18 protein-coding genes and 1 tRNA gene are annotated in these 22835 nt (G+C 53.4%); 12 read left to right on the plus strand and 7 right to left on the minus strand.

Features of this window, described 5'->3' with window-relative positions:
• Positions 1-31 precede the first annotated feature (31 nt).
• Positions 32-1411, plus strand: coding sequence for an exonuclease domain-containing protein (locus ACR0K4_RS15600; protein WP_480854704.1), 1380 nt, complete (start codon positions 32-34; stop codon positions 1409-1411).
• 174 nt (positions 1412-1585) lie between these two features.
• Here ACR0K4_RS15600 and ACR0K4_RS15605 read toward each other — a convergent pair whose 3' ends face one another.
• The 4 genes from ACR0K4_RS15605 to ACR0K4_RS15620 all read right to left on the minus strand — a co-directional run bounded on the left by ACR0K4_RS15605 (position 1586) and on the right by ACR0K4_RS15620 (position 5632).
• Positions 1586-3154 (minus strand): DUF5906 domain-containing protein, encoded by a 1569-nt coding sequence (locus tag ACR0K4_RS15605; protein ID WP_480854706.1) that lies wholly within the window; start codon positions 3152-3154, stop codon positions 1586-1588.
• 12 nt (positions 3155-3166) lie between these two features.
• Complete coding sequence (locus tag ACR0K4_RS15610; RefSeq protein WP_480854707.1) at positions 3167-3940, minus strand: TOTE conflict system archaeo-eukaryotic primase domain-containing protein; 774 nt, start codon at positions 3938-3940, stop codon at positions 3167-3169.
• On the minus strand, positions 3933-4151 hold the full coding sequence (locus ACR0K4_RS15615; protein ID WP_480854708.1) for a helix-turn-helix transcriptional regulator: 219 nt from the start codon (positions 4149-4151) through the stop codon (positions 3933-3935). Before ACR0K4_RS15615 ends, ACR0K4_RS15610 begins: the two co-directional genes overlap by 8 nt.
• Positions 4152-4465: 314 nt before the next feature.
• Complete coding sequence (locus ACR0K4_RS15620; RefSeq protein WP_480854709.1) at positions 4466-5632, minus strand: tyrosine-type recombinase/integrase; 1167 nt, start codon at positions 5630-5632, stop codon at positions 4466-4468.
• Between the two features lie 291 nt (positions 5633-5923).
• Here ACR0K4_RS15620 and ACR0K4_RS15625 point away from each other — a divergent pair, with 291 nt between their 5' ends.
• From ACR0K4_RS15625 to ACR0K4_RS15665, 9 genes are all read left to right on the plus strand, one after another.
• Positions 5924-6838, plus strand: a complete 915-nt coding sequence (locus tag ACR0K4_RS15625) for a DUF5655 domain-containing protein (RefSeq protein ID WP_480854710.1) — start codon at positions 5924-5926, stop codon at positions 6836-6838.
• 21 nt (positions 6839-6859) lie between these two features.
• Positions 6860-7204, plus strand: coding sequence for a hypothetical protein (locus tag ACR0K4_RS15630; RefSeq protein ID WP_480854711.1), 345 nt, complete (start codon positions 6860-6862; stop codon positions 7202-7204).
• A gap of 12 nt (positions 7205-7216) precedes the next feature.
• On the plus strand, positions 7217-8191 hold the full coding sequence (locus ACR0K4_RS15635; RefSeq protein WP_480854712.1) for a hypothetical protein: 975 nt from the start codon (positions 7217-7219) through the stop codon (positions 8189-8191).
• 348 nt (positions 8192-8539) lie between these two features.
• Positions 8540-11932, plus strand: a complete 3393-nt coding sequence (locus ACR0K4_RS15640) for a DEAD/DEAH box helicase family protein (RefSeq protein ID WP_480854713.1) — start codon at positions 8540-8542, stop codon at positions 11930-11932.
• A gap of 273 nt (positions 11933-12205) precedes the next feature.
• Positions 12206-15961, plus strand: coding sequence for an RNA-directed DNA polymerase (locus ACR0K4_RS15645; protein ID WP_480854714.1), 3756 nt, complete (start codon positions 12206-12208; stop codon positions 15959-15961).
• 523 nt (positions 15962-16484) lie between these two features.
• Positions 16485-16793 carry a hypothetical protein gene (locus ACR0K4_RS15650; protein WP_480519915.1) on the plus strand — a complete coding sequence of 103 codons (309 nt, stop codon included), beginning with the start codon at positions 16485-16487 and terminating at the stop codon, positions 16791-16793.
• Positions 16794-17165: 372 nt separating this feature from the next.
• Complete coding sequence (locus ACR0K4_RS15655) at positions 17166-17378, plus strand: hypothetical protein (protein ID WP_480519917.1); 213 nt, start codon at positions 17166-17168, stop codon at positions 17376-17378.
• A gap of 174 nt (positions 17379-17552) precedes the next feature.
• Positions 17553-17819: a tyrosine-type recombinase/integrase gene (locus ACR0K4_RS15660; protein WP_480519919.1), complete on the plus strand. Its 267-nt coding sequence runs from the start codon at positions 17553-17555 to the stop codon at positions 17817-17819.
• Between the two features lie 25 nt (positions 17820-17844).
• Entirely contained in the window at positions 17845-18069 is a 225-nt protein-coding gene (locus tag ACR0K4_RS15665; RefSeq protein WP_480519921.1) for a tyrosine-type recombinase/integrase, read from the plus strand.
• 95 nt (positions 18070-18164) lie between these two features.
• On the opposite strand, the gene ACR0K4_RS15670 is transcribed toward ACR0K4_RS15665, so the two are convergent.
• Positions 18165-18240, minus strand: a tRNA-Lys gene (locus tag ACR0K4_RS15670).
• Between the two features lie 210 nt (positions 18241-18450).
• On the opposite strand from ACR0K4_RS15670, the gene dapF reads away from it, so the two are divergent.
• Positions 18451-19293 carry a diaminopimelate epimerase gene (dapF, locus tag ACR0K4_RS15675; RefSeq protein WP_480519923.1) on the plus strand — a complete coding sequence of 281 codons (843 nt, stop codon included), beginning with the start codon at positions 18451-18453 and terminating at the stop codon, positions 19291-19293.
• Entirely contained in the window at positions 19290-20546 is a 1257-nt protein-coding gene (gene mtaB, locus ACR0K4_RS15680; protein ID WP_480854716.1) for a tRNA (N(6)-L-threonylcarbamoyladenosine(37)-C(2))-methylthiotransferase MtaB, read from the plus strand. Before dapF ends, mtaB begins: the two co-directional genes overlap by 4 nt.
• A 142-nt stretch (positions 20547-20688) precedes the next feature.
• On the opposite strand, the gene ACR0K4_RS15685 is transcribed toward mtaB, so the two are convergent.
• Together ACR0K4_RS15685 and petB are read right to left on the minus strand one after the other, a co-directional pair.
• A complete protein-coding gene (locus ACR0K4_RS15685) occupies positions 20689-21474 on the minus strand; it encodes a cytochrome c1 (RefSeq protein WP_480519927.1) in 786 nt (261 codons plus the stop codon).
• Between the two features lie 17 nt (positions 21475-21491).
• Positions 21492-22823 (minus strand): cytochrome b, encoded by a 1332-nt coding sequence (petB, locus tag ACR0K4_RS15690; RefSeq protein WP_480519929.1) that lies wholly within the window; start codon positions 22821-22823, stop codon positions 21492-21494.
• Positions 22824-22835: the final 12 nt, after the last annotated feature.

Raw genomic sequence — 22835 nt, forward strand, 5'->3', positions numbered from 1 at the left:
TGCACCGACGTTTTCGAGCTACGATTGCGACATGTCTTTCGTCTTTTACGATACTGAAACCACCGGCACGGATACAACGTTCGACCAAATCCTGCAGTTCGCAGCGATCCGGACGGATTGTGACCTAAACGAGCTCGACCGCTTCGAAATCCGTTGCCGCCTTCTACCTCACGTGATCCCATCTCCTGCCGCCCTACTGGCGACACGGGTAACTCCCAAGATGCTGACAGACCCAAACCTGCCCACTCATTACAAAATGATGTTGCAGATCGCAGAGAAGCTGCGCGCGTGGTCTCCTGCGATCTTCACCGGGTACAACACCCTCTCTTTCGACGAGCCCTTGCTTCGCCAAGCCTTCTACCAAACACTGCAACCCGTCTACCTGACCAATATCAACGGTAACCAGCGGGCGGATGTACTGCGCCTGGCACAGACCACAGCAGCGCTGGCCCCCAACGCTATGACTGTGCCCATCAGCGCCAAGGGTAAGCCGACCCTGCGCCTTGATACCCTGGCACCAGCCAACGGCTTCGCACATGAAAACGCCCATGACGCTTTGGCAGATGTGGAAGCCACCATTTACATGGCACGGCTAATCCGCGACCGCGCGCCTGCAGTTTGGAATTCTTTGTTGCCTCTGGTGGACAAGAGCGAGGTTGCGGCGCGGGTGACGTCAGGCGAGCCGAAGTGCCTCGTTGAGTATCACATGGGGGTTCCGTCCATTCGTGCCGTTGTCGGCTGCGGTCATCACCCTAAGAACCCAATCATGCAGGCTGTGTTTGATCTGCGTCGAGACCCTGCGGAAGTTCTGAACTTGGGCGACAATGAATTAGTTGAAGAAACGAAGGGGCCCGACCGGGCGCTTCGCACCATCTATTCGAACAAAATGCCAGCCGTGGTCGACATAGCATTAGCGCCTGACCTTCCAGCCACCATTGGCCTGCCCTTGGCCGAGATCGTCCGCCGGGCCGCTGTGGTGTCCGCTGACGGCCAATTTGCTGCACGGGTAGGCAGGGCGATGGAACAGCGTTACCCGCCCTTCGAGCCTGCCCAGATCGTCGAGCTGCGGATGTATGAGGGCTTCCCTAGCCGCGCTGACGAAAACCAAATGCAGTCGTTCCACAAGTCGGAGTGGCCGGAACGTGCGGCGATAGCCGGATCCTTTGAGGACGACAGATACCGCGAACTGGCGCGGCGGCTCGTGTTTGTGAATGCGCCCGAGGCGTTGACCGATCAGCGCCGGACGAAACTGCTGACCTGGTTGGAAAATCGAAAATATGGACGCGACGGCGTTGAAGTTGGCAGAACATTGGAGAATGCACGTGAGGAATTGGCGGAACTAGAATCAGAACATGATGATTCAGAAGAATTTCTGGAAATCGAACGATGGCTGGAAAGCCTCAAAAGCTAACGGGCCCGCAAGCACAGGCAATGCGCGCGGATAGGCGCCTCACCCCGATCGATTGGCCCAAGTTGTGGAACTGGGAAGTATGGGTTGTATAGGTTTTTTAAAATTTGGGTTGGGGGAACCAGAAGCAACAAGATGCGTTACCACCTGTATTACCTAGCTCCCCCATATCAGCCACTAGAACGGTGTTTCTTGCTCCCAGCGCCCATCTTGTTCCGGTGATTCCTGCCACTCATCCAGATTGTTGGACCATGGAACCCGCTGCCCGGCGTAGAGCTCAAATTCGCGGCGCGCCTTGTTTAGTTCCGGAAAACTATACCGGGTGGAACGCGTCTTCTTAGGCCCACCAGGACCATGAACAAGGTATGTGCCACTTGGCACGGTTTTGACAGAAGGAATCATGCGATTCAGATTCTTTCCGAACGTGGTAACCGGAATATATGCGCCACGCCGATCCCGAGCGCACATGTCCCCATAGAGAGCGCCAATAGTCGACACTCCTGGGGCGTTTCCGGGTGCGTTCGGTTGGGGCAGGACACCCTCATCCAAGACCTCAAACATGTACCGTAGCACAGGGCCTCCAGCACGTACCGTTTGCTCAAAGAGCCCAGCTGTTTTGATCGTTTTGCGCGGATCTGGCCCCTTCGAGATATCCCGTTGCAAAAGATCGTGAAGGAAAGCCTCGCGCCCGCCGCCTTCGAACTGAACCGCAATATCCTTGAAGTAGGTCTTGTTATCGCGTTGTGTGTCGGCGACCTCAAGCACTTGCCAACGCCGATCTGCTAGGTCGGCGGGTACGGCTGCATCCTCATTCGAGGCCACCATGAAGATCATGTGGTTTCGAACCTGAACTGGATCGATGCCCTTTTGCTCAAGTACCACGAACGGTTCAGTCAGCCGGGTCTTTATGACCCCGGAATCAGTTCGATCACCCGAAAAGATGCCCTCATCTATGAAGACGCAGCGCTTCCCGAAGAGGTGATTATTGAAGCGTCCCTTCACGTGTGCCGAATGCGTAATCGTCGTGAAATGGCGCCCCCATAGGCTACCGTACGCATGGGCCAGAACGCCTTTTCCCACCCCGGGCAGACCGAGGAACACCGGCGCGGTACCTATTACAAGTCCAGGCCGCTGCACGCCCAGCGCGAACCAGTTCAGCATCCATTCGGCAATCTCGGTGTCACCACCAGTAATATTATCCCGGATATGCTCCTCTAGCAGGCTCCAGTCGCCAGGAGCCGGTTTCACGGCAAATCCCGACCAGACGTTCCATGCCGTACCGTTTTTTCCTGGCGGGTTCGCTGGATCAAAGTCGAGGCGATATATGTGATCAGCATCTTTGTGTCCCAGCCAGTATTTCGAGAGAGGCATGGGACTTTGGCTACCATCGCTATTTACTACAAAGTGCTTTTGTGCAGCCAGGCGATCTTCAAACGGTCGCTTGCCCAGAAGCGATATCACCGAGTTGCCGTCATCTTCGGGCTTTTTGACGATGATCGTTGTCTTCTGACCGTGCGTAAAGATTGCGTAATTGACATTCATGTCCTCGATGATCGGATCAACTGGGCGATTCCAGCCATTCTCTATCGCCATATGGTAAATGGTGCCGAGGCTTAGCGAGCCGTCTGGCTCAAGTGTTTCCCAGCGATCCTGGCATTCGTCATCACCCTCAAATTTTGCTGATGAACGCGACCAGGAAAGCCAGACCGAATATCCAGCTTCCCTATGTACGGTTTTCAGAGTCAAGCCGACCTTGATCTAGATATCGTAGTCGTCCGCGGGGATGCTCAAGAGCGCGTCCTCTAGAAGCGTGATACTGCGATCACTCTGGTGCGAACTATTGCTTGGGCTTTCTGATGCACGATTTCTAGTTGGCACATTGGCCTTGGCTTCTGGCACCGGTGGGGAGAAGAATTCGCTCAGCATAGGCGGCTCGAAGTCTTCAAGCGCCGTAGGGTGAAATTCTGTGTCGAGAGGAACAGACGCGCGCGCAAAGGGGAGAGCTACGGCATTGCCGTAACCCCCTTCTTTGATGCGGTCATTTTTCGGGAAGATTTCAACTTGCTTGGATTGCACGCCACGGGCACCGTCTGAGAAACCATGGTGTGCCACGACTTCCTTAAGGTAAGCACGTACATCATATGCCTTTTGAGGGGCGGCCCAGAAGACCCAGGCGTGTAGCCCGGCCCCACCACCGGAACGGCACAGAAGCACATGCATACCCTTTTCTTGTAGGTCGTTGACGATGGGTTCTGCCGCTTTGATCATTTCCGACCAGTCGAGATTTTTGTCATGGTCGTCGAAGTCGAGGACGGCACACCGGGTTTCGTCACCCACGACGAAGTAACATGCTATCGGCGCGCGATTGTTTAGGTGCGCAAGGACAACAGACTCGTCAATCGTCGCAATGATCTTGCGGTATTTGATCGACCCTCTGTTTTGATAGGCCGCGTAAGCGTCTGTGCGACCAAGTTCTGCAATCGCGTGAACAAACTGCATTAGGTTAGATGTGCATTTTTGGAAATCAGTCATGACCACCTCCTTGAATGAAGGTGTCAAGCGCCGATTTGCGGTACCTGATCGCCTTTGTTCCGAGGCGAATTGCCTTGGGTCCGCGTTTCTGACTCCGCCACTTTTCGAGTGTGCAGGGTTGCAGGTTCAGATACTTCGCCGCCTCTTTTGTGTTCAATAGGGCGTCGTCGTTGAGTCCGCGCGAAGCGGAATATGTCGAATGAACAGCCATGAGCCATTTCCTTTGCGTGACCTGCGGCTGGACAGAGTCCTGAAGCCGATCAGGCTAATTTTCAGGGAATGACTACGGCCGTGGGCTGGCCCGCTGTGCGGACACTTGACGTTCGTTTAAGGGATCACCACGCTTGCGATCCTACCGACCTGGACCCGGCCTAATCTCACCGGCCTTGGCAAGTGTCACCTTGCCGTTCAGGGCAAACTTTCTTCCAGGCAACGCTATCAGTACGCTTAAACGGCAATTTCGTCAATGCGGGTACGCAAAAATAATACTTAATAGATAAATACTTAAGCGACATTGGGCCAGGATTATGCATCTCCACCAGTAAGTTTGAGTATCTGGTCGGCAACTTGACTCACGGGACCCCTAAGGCGTTCTGCGTTTGAAACAATGTACCCCGCAGTGACGTCTCCCGACAGACGGTGGTTCAAAAGCCGTTTAAGGGCGTAGTGCGGGATGTCTAGGCTCTCAGCGATCGTGATAAACGTTCGCCGCAGATCATGTAGAGTAAAAGCCACGCCGGAGCGTTCGGTCACCCGTCTAGTAAACTTCTTCGTCTCTACCAAGTGGCCTGTGCGGCCGCTGCTGGGGAACACCCATTCAGACTTTCCTACGATTTTCTTACGTTCCAACAACAGTTTTGAAAGGAAGTCAGATAGCGGAAGATCTAGGGGATCACCGTTCTTGGTTCGTGGGATGTGCAGCGCCTGATCTGGTAAATCCAAATATTCCCACCGAAGGCTGGCAATCTCGTTGCGGCGCATGCCAGTGAAAAGAGCGATAAGCAAGAAGCCGCGCGAATAGTCGGGTTCCTTCATGACTGCCGCCCACCACACAGGTAAGTCATGTGCTGTGACAGCCCCACGCCGCCGCCGTTCAGGATACCAAGCTCGCGCCTGTGTAAGGATGTTGACCGGGTTCGGCGGGAACTCGTCATGCGCGGCCGCGGTTACGTTGTACACAGATCGAAAATGACGCATTACATTATTGGCTGTCACCTCGCCGTTGGCCTTTGCAATCCGTTGGTGCCGCTTCAGCACCATCTGTCGACTAATGGAAGTGACCGGCGTGCGCTTCCAGTCTTTCAAGTACAAGTTCACAGAGCGCCCGTAGCGATCCCGCGTGCTATTAGCGAGGGTGGCACGTGTGGCAAAGAACCCATCGAAAGCCTGGCTAAGCGTTATATTTTCTTGCGCGGCGCGCTTCTTCTCAGCGTTTGGATCGATACCTGTTGCCATTTCGCTAAGAACGGCCAAGGCTTTTTTGCGGGCGGCATCTACGCCCAACACATCTGCACGACCAATAGAAACGCGGCGTGTCCGGTTCTGTACCTGACCTTCAGCAAAGAAGACTTTTGACTGAGAACCCACGCGCAGGCCGAAACCGCGCAGCATTTCGTCGCGATAGAGAACTTGTCCCTTTTCGGGGTGTGTAAGCGCATCGATGGCGCGTTTGGTAAAACGAAGTGTAGGCATTGAAACCTCCTGTGGCCTCAACTCAACTTAAGCATGAAATCTCGAAATTACAATCATTATCAGAGACTTATCATGTTTTGTCTGGCTGTGTCCTACACGCGCATGCGTGAACCAAGACACCTTTGATCACCGGTTAAATACATAGAGCTTTCGGGCTCATGAGATCGATTCGCTTCAAGCCACTTGGCGCTACCGTGCGTCACGCTCTGTCCTTGAGATGAGAACGTCGCTAAGCTGCAGAAAATTGAGCGGTGAGTGCTGAAGAGTGCGCTCCAAAAGATTGGTATAGGCATGGCAGATATTAAGCTTTTTAAGCTGGGCGCAAATTTGGTGACAGAGCTTGAAGGCCGAGCAGTTGCTATGGAGAAGTCATTACAGGACATTTTCGAAAACAACTTAGAAGAGTTGCTTGGCGTCCGATTTCTTGCCTCTGAATTTCGCACAACCAACCGCGGTCGAATGGACACGCTTGGAATTGATGAGAATAATTGCCCGGTAATTATCGAGTATAAACGCAGCACCAATGAGAACGTTATCAATCAAGGCTTGTTCTACTTGGATTGGCTAATGGACCACCAGGCCGATTTTCGCCTGCTTGTCCTGGAGAAGTTCGGGAAGGAAGTTTCTGACCAGATTGAATGGTCTGCACCAAGGTTGATCTGCATTGCTGGAGATTTCACGAAATACGATACTCACGCTGTAAACCAAATGAACCGGAACATAGAGCTGATCAGATATGTTCGGTTTGATGGTGATCTGCTTCTGCTTGAGCAATTGACTGCTGCTTCGGCTGAGCCAGCTGCAACAACCACAGTCAACGGTGGAAAGTCAAAACCCAGCACGGCCGTTTACAAAACTGCATCAGAATACCTGGCTCAAAGCGACCAATCTGTGAAAGACAGATATGAGGCCGTGCGGGCATATCTTGTAGCGCTCGGTGACGATGTTCAGGAAAAAACGCTAAAGTTCTACTTCGCCTTTCGGCGCATCAAGAACTTTGCCTGTGTGGAGGTGCGGCCCCAAACAGGAAAAGTGCTTGTCTATCTTAAGATCAATCCTGACAGCATTGAGGTAGAAGACGGCTTCACGCGTGATGTTCGAAAAATTGGACATTTTGGTACTGGGGATCTTGAGGTGGCAATTTCGAGTGAGGCCGATTTTGAACGCGCGAAACCGTTGTTCGATGCGAGCTACGAAGCATCCTAGCAGCCGAGAAGGAGGAGATCATTGGATAGACGAACAGCATTTGCTTCTCTGGGTGCGTCCGGAATTTTTCGTCAATGGCACCTGACGGCTGCGGATGGCGTTGAGGTGGTTTCGATCTGGGAACACCTCATAGATGGAGATGATGCGGAAACGCATGTGCATGCTAAGTACTTCGCCGATTTCCAGCCCGGGCAAGAGGTTCGGGCTGTCATTCAGCGCGGGTCGCCGGATCCTGTTACGGGGAATATGCGGACAGAAAACTCAAAACCCGACGAAGGGACATGGGAAGTCGTGTCAAAGGAGACCAGGCCCTTGGAGGGTCAGTGGCTCAAAGAGCTTCATGTCGTCAAACTGAAGCGGGTCTAGTTAGGCAGCAGAATGAAGGTGTTCGTCGCGAATTTTGGTGAGCAAAACTATGCGTGGCCAGACTGTCTGAGCCGCGGAACAATTGCGACGATGAACACGGTTGAGGCTCAGCCGTTTTGGGAAGCGGGCGACCGAGAAGGATACATCCAAAATAGAATGGGCACCTTAACGGCCGCCGGTAACGTGCCAACACGCGCTGTAGCTTCTAGGTGGTTCAATCTGATAACCAACATTACCGAGAGCAACGGCGACATTTGGCTACACAGCGACACGGAGCACCTGTGGTGGACGGAGTCTTCAAACGACGAACCTTTGTTCGAGGACCTCGTAGAGCCGGTCGGTAGGCAGCGCCGCGTTATCATATGTCACAAGCCATGTAAGCCTTGGTCGAACAAGAATGTTAAGGGCAACCTTATGCCTTGGGCAGGGCTTCACCCGAAGGCAAAAGACTTCCTGGCCACTGAAGCGACGATGCAGCAGTTGGGTCCTGATTATGCGGGGTATTCGCTCGCTTTGATCCGAGGAGAAGACCTGGAACCTTGGCATGGGCGCGACGACTGGAGAAAGAAGGTTCAGCAGTCGAAGTCCAAAGCCGGAGCCGTCACGGTTTTTAACAATGAGCAGATTGCGGCGTGGAGGATGGCGCGAACAGCGATTCAAACCATAACTCATTCCAACGGCCAGGTAGCCGAGCGAACTCATAAGAACAAAGATTTGGGTTTTGCGTCTGAAGAAGCATTTAGAGAATACATCGAGGGTCTAATAGCCGACCAAGACCGTCACTGTGCACTGACGAGCTTGCCGATCAATTTCAATGAGACTGACGGAGACGCAGAAATGCGCGCATCGTTGGATCGTATCGACAGTAGTCGCCACTACGAACCAGGGAACCTACAGATTGTTTGCAAGTTCGCAAATCGCTGGAAAGGGGCGGATGACGATTTAGAGTTTAAGCGGCTGGTAGATGTGTTGAAAGCTTTCTCATGATCGGGTTTGTTGAACCCAGTTTGTTTACTTTGCGAAAAGCCGATCGAATTGGGGCCAATATAGCTCTCAAAATCCGTCGAACCAGACCTTGTCCTGGCCCCAATTGGTCACAGAGCCGTCGATGGGGTGGGGTTGCCAGGGTGGTGCGGTTGCTGGCAGCTACACTGATGGTTAGCAAAACTGCGCTCTACCCGCCAAGTTTACATAAGGGCGCTTACGCAACGCGCGCAAACCGGCATTATTCAAAATGACTGCTGCGCAGACTGGACCGGAATACTCCCTTGAACTTGCACCGATATTGCCTGGCGTTACAACTTGAAGTTACAGCAGCTCCTGAGTTGAGATGAAATGATTAACCTGCCGAAATGGTTGCTGACGCGCCCGAGACAACTTCCCAAGTCCTCCGACCCATTGCAGGCGCCGGTGGAAGGATCGGCTAGTTCTCATTCGGTAGGAACAAATATAGATAGCCCAGTCGTCGATATCTATCGACCGCACATCCAATCCGGAGATTGCCTAATCGCAACTGGCTATCACGATTTCCTGTCGTCACTATCAATACTGCTGACCGAACTGCCTCAACTTCGAGATACTGAGTCTGCAGAACAAGTTAGAATCCGCATTGCCTTCGGAGTAGACACCGGGAACACGTCACGCATTGGACGCACACTTCCAGTCAGCGAGGAAATGCGCCTCTACTGGCTCGAGCGGTCGGGCCTAAGGGTCGAAGATCATTCTGATCTCATGGCCGTCCTTGCACGAGACGCCATAGCCTCTGGGAAGATAAGGCTTCGAGTTTTTGATCCCGCTCTAGCCAAAGAACTCTATGGAATTTCAGGCGACCGCAGAATGCACGCCAAAATCGTCTCTAGTCCGCTCGGCGCTGTGGCAGGATCAGCCAACTTCTCCCGTTCTGGGCTCTACAGAAACATCGAGTACGCTGATGGCCTAGGCTCCGGTTCGCATGAACTCGAGGAAGAACGCCAGAAAGCCGCTGAGCAGATTTGGGAAGCAAGTGTTGATTGGACCAAAGAAGCGCTTGAAATCTTGGACAAGCTCATTCGGCCGGTATCAGCCGAACTTGCGGTTGCCCGTACGATCGTCGAACAAAAGGGATTTGCGCCCTGGTTGAGTGGCAACCGAACAGAAATTACTGGCCATTCGCTCTACGACTATCAGCAAGAACTGACCTACGAGGCTTCAGCCATTACCTATGAACATGGTATTGCATTTGTAGAGGCGCCGACCGGATCGGGGAAAACGGAGATAGGCTGCCATTTGGGTGAGGTACTTTCGGATACCTTTCGAGATGTGGTTCCTCCGTCGCCTGTCCACAACGTTTCGAGAAAGAATGCCGCCGTCATTGCTCCACCTCGAGTCGTTCCAAGCTGGGAAAAGAGCAAGACGAATGCGGTCACGATCATCGCGAACAGTAGCCTTACAAAGAAAAGTCTTCGGGGCGTTGGGAGCGATGAACAGGGCGGTCTGCGTCTCGATCAATTTGGTGTTCTGATCATCGATGAAAGCCACACTGTTACCCCAGGGTTCGAACAGGCATCGCAGCGTGCTGCTGCGATTGAACTGGCTCCACCGAGTTGGAATGTGTGTTTGAGCGCCACTCTCCTTGGAAACCGTGACGTGGATTGGTTGTCCCACATGCAGGAGAAGCGGGCTTCGATCTTCATGACGCCGGAATACATCCAACGCATGGGCGAACTCTTCGATCGTGAGGCCCGGCGATCCGTCGAGGAGTTTACACTTATAGACCAACTAACAGCCATCGAGGGTCCAGAGACCGCCCTTTCCCAATCCGCCAGGCGAGAACTGTCAGATATGATGGCGCCTTTTCTCACCCGCAGACAAAGACACTGCGTTGGTGAGGGCAATGCTCCTGGAAGACAAGCATATCCGGTGCTTCGTAGCCATGGACGCCCAAAATCAATGGCGGCCACAGAGGCACAGATTGAACGTCTGGAGGAAGTGGCAAGGCTTTGTAGGGAACTCGCACCAGGTTTGACAATTACAGCCGTCGAGCGCAGTCGGTTTGGCAATACCAGCACTCGTCGGAACACCCAGGATCAGCTCTACATCCGCAACCTGTTGAATATTCTCAGAGCGAACTCTGCTCAGGCAGCCTGGGAAATGGAGAATGGCGTCATTGGGAAATGGCTTCGGGATTTTGAAGCTAGGAATTCAGCGAAAAAGATGAAGATTATTCCCGGTCAGCTGGAGTTGTTTGAAGACCTGGCCCTTGAAGACGCACCGACACCGAAATGTGATTCTTTAACCAAGATGCTTGCATCCAGACCGCTCAGGGATGTTGACCGCAAACGCTATCGTGCCTGCGCTGAGATTCAAAAACGAAAGGATCGCGTGGTCTTCCTGGCTGAGCGAACCGACACTCTTGAGATCTTTGCCGAAGAGATGACCAAGACGGGGCTTCATACGAATTATGTCGTGGGAAATCGCCCAAAGGGCGAAGTGAACGCGCTCACTGATTTGTATGGCGAAGATGCAGGGTCTTTTGAACGGATCGCAAATGGTAGGAGTGTTGAATCCTACTTCCGCCCAGGGGGTCGGAGGGCGCCGAAGGGTCCCGCCTCCGTCTTTATGACCTACAAGATGGCCGAGGGAATCAACCTACAATCCGGCGATACGCTGGTGTTGCTCGGTCTCACCTCCAATCTCAAGGAACTAATCCAGGGACTCGGACGTATTGACCGGATCGATAGCCAATTCGACGAAGTAAACTATCATCTGATAGATATCCCTGTGGGTCATTTTGCTTCAGACGAGAAAATCGCACAGCGCATTTCTAACTATCGGGCACTGTCCGGCGAAGAACTTACAGAGGTGCTTGACCGGCTTGAGACTGAGGATACTGAGGCGATCCTTGAGAGCGTCATCTCATATCTGCGAGCACCGCGGGTTTTCCGCTCCAACAATTATCATGACTTGTTGTCGAGGCTATCGAAGCAGATCCGCCCCACTCACTTTGCCGACGTATCTAAAGTGAAGATCGAAGGAACCTGGGGGGCGGAACTCGCGCTTATTTCGGGTCGGGATGCCTTCACCATGTTGCATCTGAGAGGGACCGACAGCCACGACAGCTTCCTACCTCCACGGCTACTAATGATCCGGCAAAGCGCTTCAGAAGGAGCAGTGCTCATTCGTGATCAAATTGCCTGCGCACAGCAGCTCGAAGAGGCCTACGAACGGACTCTAAGCCTGGGTCTCGAAAATGATACTCCCAGCCAAGAACAGATAACTGTAGCCCTGGCTTCATTGGCATCGCATGTTGATGAGCTGACGGAGTGGGACCTTCGACCATCGCGGCTTGAGAGCCTGCTTAAGGCGCTTGCCGCTTTCCTTGTGCGGCACAATCCCGATTTAAGCGTGAATGCCGAACTCGGATCGATCGACCAAGAACTTTTTGGACATTTATCTCTGCAAGGCCTCGAGATGATAGGCGAAAGCTGGGGGAGACTGATTGATCCGTTTTGGGAACAGGTTAAGCAAGAAGTACGGACCAGCTTCGCTTACGAGGGCCTTCCACAGGGATACATTGCCCTTGAACAAGTTCTTCAGAAGCTTGAGGGGGACTACTTAAATCGTGACCTTATCCTTGAGAGAATGCTCACAGTTCTCGAGGAAGCGGAACAACTCTCCGCAAGGCATGAACCGGAAATAGCAACTCGGATTGCGGTAGCCTTCTTTTCCGAGGGTGCCGGCGAACACTAGTGACATCGAAGTTGGGCTCCATTTCTCTCGAAGCCGGAGGGCAGTAGCGGGAAGGCTTGTCTAGAGCCGTCGATGGGGTGGGGTTACCATGGTTTGCCCCGGCGTGAAAAAGCGTGCAAGGCCGAGCGATCACGCAACCAGGTGAACGCGAAGGAATGAACAACTTGACGTTGAAACCTAACATCAACAAGCTGACGCGTGAGATAAGAAACTCGAATTCAAAAGAATCTGGCAACACACATTTTTTGTGAATGACATCAGAAGGAAGCTTCAGTGATTGAAAAACTTCGGCTGAGCCTAGACGAACTATCTCGCGAAGAAGTCTTAGTCCAGGCTTGGAAGAAAGCGTCAGCGCACATTCGGTACCATAATTGGTTTTCTGACACCCTGGAGCTAGATCTGACCGCTATTAACTTGCAGGATTTCGTTGCTAGCTTGTCAGCAGAACTAAAATCCAAGGTCATGCCCAGAAATGATCCTCTGCGACTGGTACCGGCCCCTAAAAGTCAGGAATGGAGCATACTCAGCAATGGCAGCTGGGGGCCAGCAAATGGATCCAGTACACCAGCTAAGCTTAGACCACTAGCGCATGTTTCGCTTAAAGATCAGGTAATTACGACAGCACTTATGTTGCTCCTGGCCGATCGCATTGAGACCGCACAAGGTGACACTAGGCTCCCCAAGCTGGGCACAAAAAAGGACCGGGTTGTATCGTATGGCAATCGTCTCTTTTGCGACAAGGTTGGTACAGAGCTCAGGCACCGATGGGGTTCTGCGAAGTCGTATCGAGGTTACTTTCAGGACTATCAGTCTTTTCTCGAACGACCAGATGCAATCGCGGAAAGCTTGGTAGGAAGTGGCGCTAGAACCGTAATTTTTCAATCTGACGTAAAGCAGTTTTATGATCGAGTTTCACCGGACTTACTTCATAAGTGCTTACGAAGCTTCCAGGCGAGTGATGATGAGGCGCCGTTCTTCGACTTTGCCTGTAGGTACCTGGATTGGGCATGGCATGAAGATGACTTTACGGCAGTCAATCAATACAAAGATCAGGCCTCCCTAAAACGGTTTGATCGAATATCGCTTCCACAGGGATTAGTAGCATCGGGTTTTTTTGCAAATACTGTTCTTGTTGAGTTCGACAATGCGCTGCGGAATTCTTTGGAAAATGAGGTAGCGCCAGGTGTTCGGCTAATGGATGCTGCTAGATATGTTGATGATATTCGCCTGGTTTTAAGTGTTGAAACGGAGTCTAGTATCCAGGATTTGGAGCGCGATTTATTCGATTGGGCAAATTTATTGTTAGACAAAGTCGCACCCGGATTGGAGTTATCCCAAGAAAAATCCGTTGCCGCAGTATTCCGCGGAGGAGAACGACCTGTTGTGAACCAGAGCCAAAAAATGCGCCGAATTCAATCCGCGGTGTCAGGGGGTTTTGACGCTACCGGTGGAAGCGAAATCCTGGGTTCGATCCTTGGGCTAATTGGCGCTCAAAAGAGGTTGGGAACGGTAGAAAAAGAAGCGCCTGCATTGGAGTTTCTTCCGGTGCCAGATGTGAGGGATGAAACGGTTGATCGCTTCGCCGCAGCTAGGTTTCGAAGTACCTACCGTTCTTTGCGGCCTTTACTGTACTTTGAGAACCTTAATGGCGAAGAGGCGGGTGGATCTTCGCGGTTCGGTTCGGCTTTAAGCCGAGAAGAGTTGGATGAAGAAGCAAGAGCTTTCGCATATGAGTTGGTATCCAAATGGATTCAGGACCCAGCCAATGTTCGGCTGTTGCGAATTGGGCTAGATATCTGGCCGGATTCGACGCTTTTGAGGCGGGTTCTCAATTTGTTAACTCCTGCAATCTTTGAAAACTTCCGTAGTGCAGCTGAGGTTAGTGTTGCAGCCTATTGCTTAGCAGAACTCTTCCGCGCTGGTGCCGTTGAAACGGCTTTTGTAGACGATGACGAGAAGCTGCCATCTCAGCTCGATACCAAGAAATATCGAAGCGAACTGACCAAGCAAGCGAAGACACTACTTGATGAAAGAGCAAACGAGCTCCCTTGGTTTCTTGCTCAACAAGCACGCTTACTCGTTGCAACAAATGGACAGGCTGCTGTGGGTCATAAGACGAAAAGTAGGCGCGATCACTACGAACGACTTCAATGCTTTCTTGCAGGCGAGATGGCGGGTTTCTCAGACGATGAATTCGCTACATACTCCGTTTTGGTTAGACGCTCTTTTAGGAGCGTTGAGCAAACCAGTTCACTTATCTCAAAGCACTTGAATGCAAAACGAGCTAACAAGATCGCAAAACTTGATCCTGATTTTGGAGGAGAAATCGCTGAAGCTAACCCACCGATGTTGGATTTGTTCTATGGCTCAGCAAAATCTAGCTTGGGATTCAAAAAACCAAGAAACCGGAAAGATGAAACTCAATTAGCCGCTTTGATACTGGCTAGCAAGTCGAGAGGAATGCTCCGCAACGAGTATTCCCTAGTCAGTTTTGCTGCCGCTTTCTTGACTGAGTTGATCGAGAAGGGTTCGTTTGACTACATTTCGCCATCCGATGTTTATCTGACTTTCTCGCTTAATGACTCGAAAAGGGACAGAGTAAAGTCCGTTAGGATAGCTAGGTCGGGAAAGCGGTCTGGTTCTCTGTATTCACCACCAGATTGGTGCCCAGATGAAGAGCGTTGGCGATTCCAGCTTGGTTATTTGCTAAGGTTTATTTTAACAGGACGTCGTGACTTCACCAAACCCGTTCGAGCTGCATATTGGAAAGAATTCGACACGATATATCGTCCGGCGACTAGTCATTGGTATCAAAGGTTCTACGGTCTCTACAGCGGCCATTCCGCTTTCGGTGATGATTGGCTGCCAATTTCTGAGTGGACAGAAAACCTACTTTTTGAGTTATTGAGATGGCCGGGCTGCCCACAAAGAGGCGAAGAAATTGGAAAAAGTACTTCCGCCCAGGTGCTACTCGACGCTCTTCATGAAAGAGCTTCGTTTCTTGAGGGGTTCCAGGGGAAAAGCGTTGACGCGCTTCCGATTAGTCTTCCTCGCTCATACTCTGGCAGTGCTTCGCAACCATTGAGGGCCTGCATCGTCCAGACAGTAATTCCAGGTCAAAAGAAGGATTTTGATAAATCCGATCTTACGATGTCTCAAAGCGTCATGCGGATTCGTCACCGCAGACACCTCTCGGCGGCTCTCTCTGCAGTTTCCAAGTCTCTTGAACTACGGGAAACGCATAAAGATCAGAATGGGCGCTTGGATCTGCTGATCTTACCGGAGCTCGCAGTTCATCCTGCAGATATTCAGACTCATATCGTTCCTTTTATGCGCAAACACCGAACGACGGTCCTCGCTGGTCTAACTTACGAAGAGATCGAGAAAGGGAAACCCCTAGTTAACAGCGCTCTCTGGATCCTCCCTATGCAAGACATCAATGGGGGTTTTCGCGTCCAAGTAAGAAGGCAGGGCAAGGGAAACCTAGCTCCTGAAGAGAGTAAGTTAAACAACCCAACAACTTTGATACGACCTTTTCGACCGTGCCAGTGGCTTGTCGGATACCAATGGACATCGGAACCAGGTCATGAACCTCTGTGGCTGACCGCTTCAATTTGTTACGACGCAACCGATCTGAACCTTGCCGCTGACCTCAGAGATCATTCGGATTTGTACCTCATCCCAGCTTTGAACAAAGACGTTGGGACCTTTGACCAGATGGCCCAAGCGCTCCACTACCACATGTTTCAAATGGTAATCGTTGCCAACAATGGTCTTTACGGAGGAAGTAACGCTTATGCACCTTACAAAATGCCATACAAGCGGCAAATTTTCCACATGCACGGTCAGCCTCAGGCTTCGATTGCATTCCTAGAGATCGAACGCATTGCTGATTTCAAGGCCAGACATGTATCTCCTTCTCCGGGAGCCAATGAAGAAGTGAAGCCCCCTTCGAAAAGCATTTCCAGCCCATTTAAGTCGCCTCCAGCAAGTTCAGTAATTCCGGACAAGAAGTGGTCCGAGCATTAGTAGGGGATTAGTAGGGGATGTACGTCAAACGTTCTCTTGCGTCGTCCGACACCGTCCAAAGTCGAGACGAGAATTAGTCTAACAATCATAATGATTTGTACGGCGAAAAGTGGCTTGGTCCAATCACGTCCAACACATGGACGCCAAAATTCGTAATGATGGGGTCGTAGGTTCGAGTCCTATCAGCGGCACCACCCTTCTCCAATAGCATTCCGATTTTTTCACTGGAATCAACATCTTCGGCAAGTCCGAAGGGTGACGATTGCGCTTTCGATTTTCAGGTATCCGGGCTAGGCTGCGTTCAGGATTGGCAGATAGAGCCAGTCTCGGGGCGTAGTAACCCCTCCAAGAGCGGTCGGTGTCGGCCGAAATGACACCTCCTCGAACCCTATGGTCGGGGAGGCACTGGCGTATGTCCAGGGCTCCGGCCTAAAGGCCAGCGCGGTCGTCTCTTGGCGGCTTACTAACTCCCCGGCTGCCAGAGGAAACTCTGGTGGCCGATTTCGTTAGTAGAGGAACCGCTATGAGCAGAATAATTGCACTTTCGTATTTGTTTGCAGGCGTGATGTATGCAGGTGCCGCCCATGCGTCGGGTGCCGACGCTTGGATCGCCAAGTCGGATGATTTGCAGAGACATCACGGAGCATTCCTGATCGCTGCCACAGAGTTGGTAGAGAACGGCACATGCAAACCGAACGAGTTTGTAGAACATGGAGGATGGGTGAGGTCGGGTTCATTTGAACCGAGGCCCGTGTACTTCATGTATTGCGGGGGACCTACAGTCGCCAATCGTTTGTATCTCGACGCCTCCACCGGCGAAGTGTTCCGTTAATTTTCAATTCGTTAAAGAGAATGTATCACATGAAAAACTCAACACGACTCTGTCCGTTCTGCGCAGAGGAAATCAAAACCGCCGCCATCGTTTGCAAACACTGTGGCAGCAACCTTGGCGATCTTTCGGCACCTACCACGAGCGACCAAAAAAACTGACACGGTTGTCACCAAACCGGCAGATCATCATGGAGCAGTAAGGCTTGGCAAGTCCGCGGTGGGTGGGTTCATCCGATTTCAGATACTGATTTTGGAACTTGTTGCCTTCGGATTTGCCCTGCATCTACTGCAAAAACAGGACGCTGATATCCAAACCGGTTTGGCGATGCTGCCCGAAGCAAACAGAGTAATGATGGCCTAATACAACAAGGTCATGGATTTGCGTCAGCACGGCGAAAAACCGGAAATCACTATGCAGGATTCATGCGATCTCACGGTAACCTCCGAAGAAGGCAGAACTGCCGAAAGCTACCAGTATGCCACCAACAAACTACTGGGCATCACAGCTGCCTTCGAGGGACGATGGGCGCTCGATCCTAATCGTTACCTATCATCACTCACAGACGGCGATCTGGATGATCACTGACTCGCCCGCAAGGAAGAAGGCATGAAACCGAACACAATAAATCTCGAACTTCGGTTCCTGAAACGCGTCAACAACTTTTTCAAGAAGCGTCATAAAACGAACCCAGACTTAGACTTCCAGATGCAAAAGGGCTTTGTTAATTCACGGTCCCTGTCATCCCAATAGGAACGGGCAGTGATTGCCTACTGCCTTGAAAAGGAAGCTGAACACGGCGCAGGAGCGTGGCAGAAGGCGCACGACCTGTTCGTTTATCATATCGATACAGGCGTTCGACTTGGAGAAGCACTTGGAGTCGAGTGGGCAGATATCGACCTGCAACAAAGGGTTATCGACAACTGGAATCACAAGACCCATAAGGCGATCTTTGTACCGATCAGTGACCGGGTGTATGACGTTCTATCCCGCCTTCACAACCAGCCCCAACCATTCGTCTCGATGTAAGAATCTGCGGGAAGCCATAGCGACCATGTGTCCGTCCAGTAAGAGGGTGCCTGCGGAAAAAGGGAGCGCAACCATCCACTCTTGCCGAGATACTTATGCCAACCGCCTCCTGAACAATGGGAGGCCCTTGGATAAAGTTTCGTTCCTGCTAGGTCATGCCACCCTACAGCAGACCCAGAAATATGCGAAGTATGCTAAGCGTCCCGCTGCCGATGAGGCGAGGGCGACACTTAATCAAAACACGGCATGAAACTATCGATGGCCCCGGATTTGGCCTTCATATGGAGTTACTTTACTTTCCGTGGCGGCCAAATGCCTTGCAGGATGTAGATTTATTGAAAAAAGTGGTGAGCCGTGCAGGATTCGAACCTGCGACCCACTGATTAAAAGTCAGTTGCTCTACCAACTGAGCTAACGGCCCACTCTTTTGTTGGATCTGATCGATCCCTGACGCTCTCTAAGGGAAGAACCCGACCGGGTTCAAGACCTTATTTCGCATCGCGTTTCGCCAGTACCATATAGGTTCAGGCGACCCGATAGGCGGCCTAATTAGGCAGGTGGCGCTGGGGGGTCAAGCCCTTTTTTCAGGAATCTGCGCGACAGGGTGGATTCATTCCGGACCCGGCGTTATATGCCCGCCATGCGACGCACAAATGATACCGGAATGCTCTTCATGAAGATGCACGGGCTGGGCAATGACTTCGTCATTGTCGATGCGCGCGCGCACCCTGTGCCGATCACCCCGGCTCTGGCAAAGGGCATCGGGCACCGACAGTTCGGAGTAGGGTTTGATCAGCTCGCCGTGATCGAAACCGGTGAGGTTGATGCGCATTTGGTATTCTACAATGCCGACGGGTCGAGCTCGGCTGCTTGCGGCAATGCCACGCGCTGCATCGCACGGTTCCTGATGGATGAGTCCGGGACATCCGACCTGACGCTCACAACCGAACGCGGCACTCTGTACGCCCGGGATGCGGGCGATGGGCTGACCTCGGTCAATATGGGGCAACCTCAGACTGACTGGCGTGACATTCCGCTGGCCGAAGATGTGGACACGCTGGAGCTGCCTATCGAAGGCGGCCCCACGGCCACCGGCATGGGCAATCCGCACTGTACTTTTTTTGTTAGCGACGCCGAAGCCATCCCCCTCACCGAATTCGGTTCGCGGTACGAACATCATCCGCTCTATCCCGAACGAACCAATGTGCAGGTGGCGCAGGTGATCGGCCCCGACCATATCCGGATGCGGGTGTGGGAGCGGGGTGTTGGTATTACGCTTGCTTCGGGCTCATCGTCCTGCGCAACAGCCGTGGCCGCCGCACGACGCGGGCTGACCGGGCGCAAGGTGCAGATCGACCTTGATGGTGGTACCATCTGGATCGACTGGCGCGAGGATGGCGTCTGGATGACCGGCCCCACCGCCCATGTCTTCTCGGGCTCGCTGACACCCGAATTCCTGAGGTCTTTGGGATGACTCCGCCCAAATTCACCACTCTGGGCTGCCGCCTGAACGCCTATGAGACCGAGGCGATGAAAGAGCTGTCGCAACAGGCCGGGCTGAACAACGCAGTGGTCGTCAACACCTGCGCCGTCACAGCTGAGGCCGTCCGCAAGGCCCGACAGGAGATTCGCAAGCTTCGGCGTGAGAATCCCGACGCGCGCCTGATCGTCACTGGCTGTGCCGCGCAGACCGAACCTGAAACCTTCGCCCGGATGGAGGAGGTTGATGCAGTCATCGGCAACACCGAAAAGATGCGCCCGGAGACCTGGAAGGGCATGGCCGCCGATTTCATCGGTCAGACCGAGGCCGTGCAAGTCGACGACATCATGTCCGTCACCGAAACCGCAGGCCACCTGATCGATGGCTTCGGCACCCGTTCCCGGGCCTATGTGCAAGTTCAGAACGGCTGTGACCACCGTTGCACGTTCTGCATCATCCCCTACGGCCGCGGCAACTCACGCAGCGTCCCTGCAGGCGTCGTGGTGGATCAGATCAAGCGATTGGTGGACCGGGGGTATAATGAGGTTGTTCTGACAGGCGTCGATCTCACCTCTTGGGGCGCCGACCTGCCCGCGCAGCCCAAGCTGGGCGATCTGGTGATGCGGATCCTAAAGCTGGTGCCCGACCTGCCGCGCCTGCGGATCAGTTCCATCGACTCGATCGAAGTGGACGAGAACCTGATGCAGGCCATCGCGACCGAGCCGCGCCTGATGCCGCATTTGCACCTGTCGCTGCAGCACGGCGATGACCTGATCCTCAAACGCATGAAGCGCCGCCACCTGCGAGACGATGCCATTCGGTTCACCGAAGACGCTCGCAAACTGCGCCCGGACATGACCTTCGGGGCCGACATTATCGCCGGTTTCCCGACCGAGACAGAGGTTCACTTCGAAAACTCGCTGAAACTCGTCAACGACTGCAACCTGACATGGCTGCACGTCTTCCCCTATTCGAAACGTCAAGGCACTCCAGCTGCCCGTATTCCGCAGCAAGTCAACGGTGCCACCATTAAAGACCGCGCCGCCCGCTTGCGTGCCGCAGGCGACGAGCAGATCGCCAAACACCTGACCGCCCAGTTCGGCAAAACGCACAACGTCCTCATGGAAAACCCGCATATGGGCCGCACCGAACAATTCGCCGAGGTCGCCTTCCAAACCCCGCAGCCTGAAGGCCAGATCGTGACCGTTGCGATACAGGGCCACACAGCCAGCCAATTGCAGGCCTGATCCGCTTTTCATCTGGCCATAAATATCCCGGGGATGAATTGGCCGCAGGCCAAGAAGGGGCTGGCCCCTTTTACCCGATTTCAATAAAAAACCCCCGCAACCGATGGCGCGGGGGTTTCAGCATTCATGTATTGAAGGCTGATCAGGCTTTCTTCTTGCCCTTTACACCGGCCCACAGACGCTTGTTCACCAGATACAGCAGAACCGACAGGACCGTCAGGAACAGGACACCGACAAATCCGGAGTATTTACGTTCCATCATCTTCGGTTCGGCTGTCCACATCAGGAAGGCGGCGATGTCTTCGGACATGGCTTCGACGGTTGCAGGGTGACCATCTGCAAATTCGACCTGATCTTCCGACAATGGCGGTGCCATCGAAATCCAGCCACCGGGGAAGGCCTTGTTTTCGTACAGAACGGTGCCTGCCTCTTCCTTTTCTTCACCTGTGTAACCGTCCAGCAGCGAGGCGATGTATTCCGCGCCACCCATGCCTTTGAACAGTTGGTTGATCCCCAGACCGTAGGGGCCGTGGAACCCGGCACGGGCCTTTGCCATCAGGCTCAGGTCCGGCGCGCCAACACCGTTATTGGCCGGGAAGTGATCGACGGGCTTTGCCGGACGGAAGTCATCCAGTTCCGGGTCAAACACTTCGAAATTGGCCTCGGAATAGGCAATAACCTCTTCTTCCGAATAACCCAGATCCTCAAGCGTCCGCAGCGGTACATATTGCAGGCCGTGGCAGGCTGCGCAGACCTCTGTATAGATCTGCAGACCGCGCTGCAGCTGGTTCTGATCCCAGGTGCCAAACGGCCCTTCGAACGAGAAGTGGAAATCCTCGATATGCTGCTCGCCACCACCTGCTGCGAAAGACGCAGCAGGGGTCAGGGCGATAGCAAACGCGGCACCGATTGCAAGTTTCTTGAACATGTTTCCGGTCCCTCTTCTTACTCGGCCGGCGTGGCGTCGGCGTCAGCCTTGCCATAATGCGCGTTGAAGTCTTCTTCGATGGTCTCGGGCTGCGCCTCGGGTTTCTCGATGACACCCAGGATCGGCAGGATCACGAAGAAATAGGCGAACCAATAGGCCGACGCGATCAGCGAGAAGGTCGCATAGGGCTCCTCGGCGGGCATCGCCCCCAGCCACATCAGGGCAAAGAAGTCGATGATCAGCAGGTAGAACCACCATTTGAACATCGGACGGTACTTGCCCGACCGCACGCTCGAGGTATCCAGCCACGGCGCCAGAGCCATCGCCAGGATCGCACCGAACATCGCGATCACACCAAAGAACTTGGCGTCGATGATGCCGCCGGTGATGAAGCTGGCGAATTGCACAACCCAGACCTCACCGGTGAAGGCCCGCAGGATCGCGTAGAACGGCAGGAAATACCATTCGGGCACGATGTGTGCCGGCGTGACCAGCGGGTTGGCCTCGATATAGTTATCGGGGTGGCCCAGATAGTTCGGCATGAAGCCCACAACCGCCCAGAACACGACCAGGATCACGGCCAGTGCGAACAGGTCCTTGATCACGAAATAGGGCCAGAAGGGCAGCGTGTCTTTCTCAGCCTCGGCTTTCGAGCCACGGCGCACTTCAACACCCGTGGGGTTGTTGTTGCCGGTGGTGTGGAAGGCCCAGATATGCACGATCACCAGCGCCGCGATGACAAACGGCAGCAGGTAGTGCAGCGAGAAGAAGCGGTTCAGCGTGGCGTTGTCCACTGCGGGTCCACCCAGCAGCCAGGTCTGGATCGCGTCACCCACAAACGGGATCGCGCCGAACAGGCCGGTAATCACGGTGGCCCCCCAGAAGGACATCTGGCCCCAGGGCAGAACGTAACCCATGAAGGCGGTGCCCATCATCATCAGGTAGATCAGCATGCCGATGATCCACGTGATCTCACGCGGGGCTTTGTACGAGCCGTAGAACAGGCCGCGGAAGATGTGGATGTAGACCGCAACAAAGAACAGCGATGCGCCGTTCATGTGCAGATAGCGCAGCATATAGCCGCCATTCACGTTGCGCATGATGTGTTCGATGCTGGCAAAGGCCATATCGACATGCGGGGTGTAGTGCATCACCAGTACGATGCCGGTGACAATCTGCAACGCCAGGCAGAAGGCCAACACGATGCCCCAGATCCACCACCAGTTCAGGTTCTTGGGGGTGGGGATCATGATGGTGTCGTAGATCAGGCCGACAATCGGCAGGCGGCTGTTCAGCCACTTCTCGCCGTTGGTCTTTGGCTCATAGTGGTCGTGGGGAATTCCTGACATTCTGGGTCTCCC

The sequence above is a fragment of the Ruegeria sp. K11 genome (assembly GCF_056531905.1).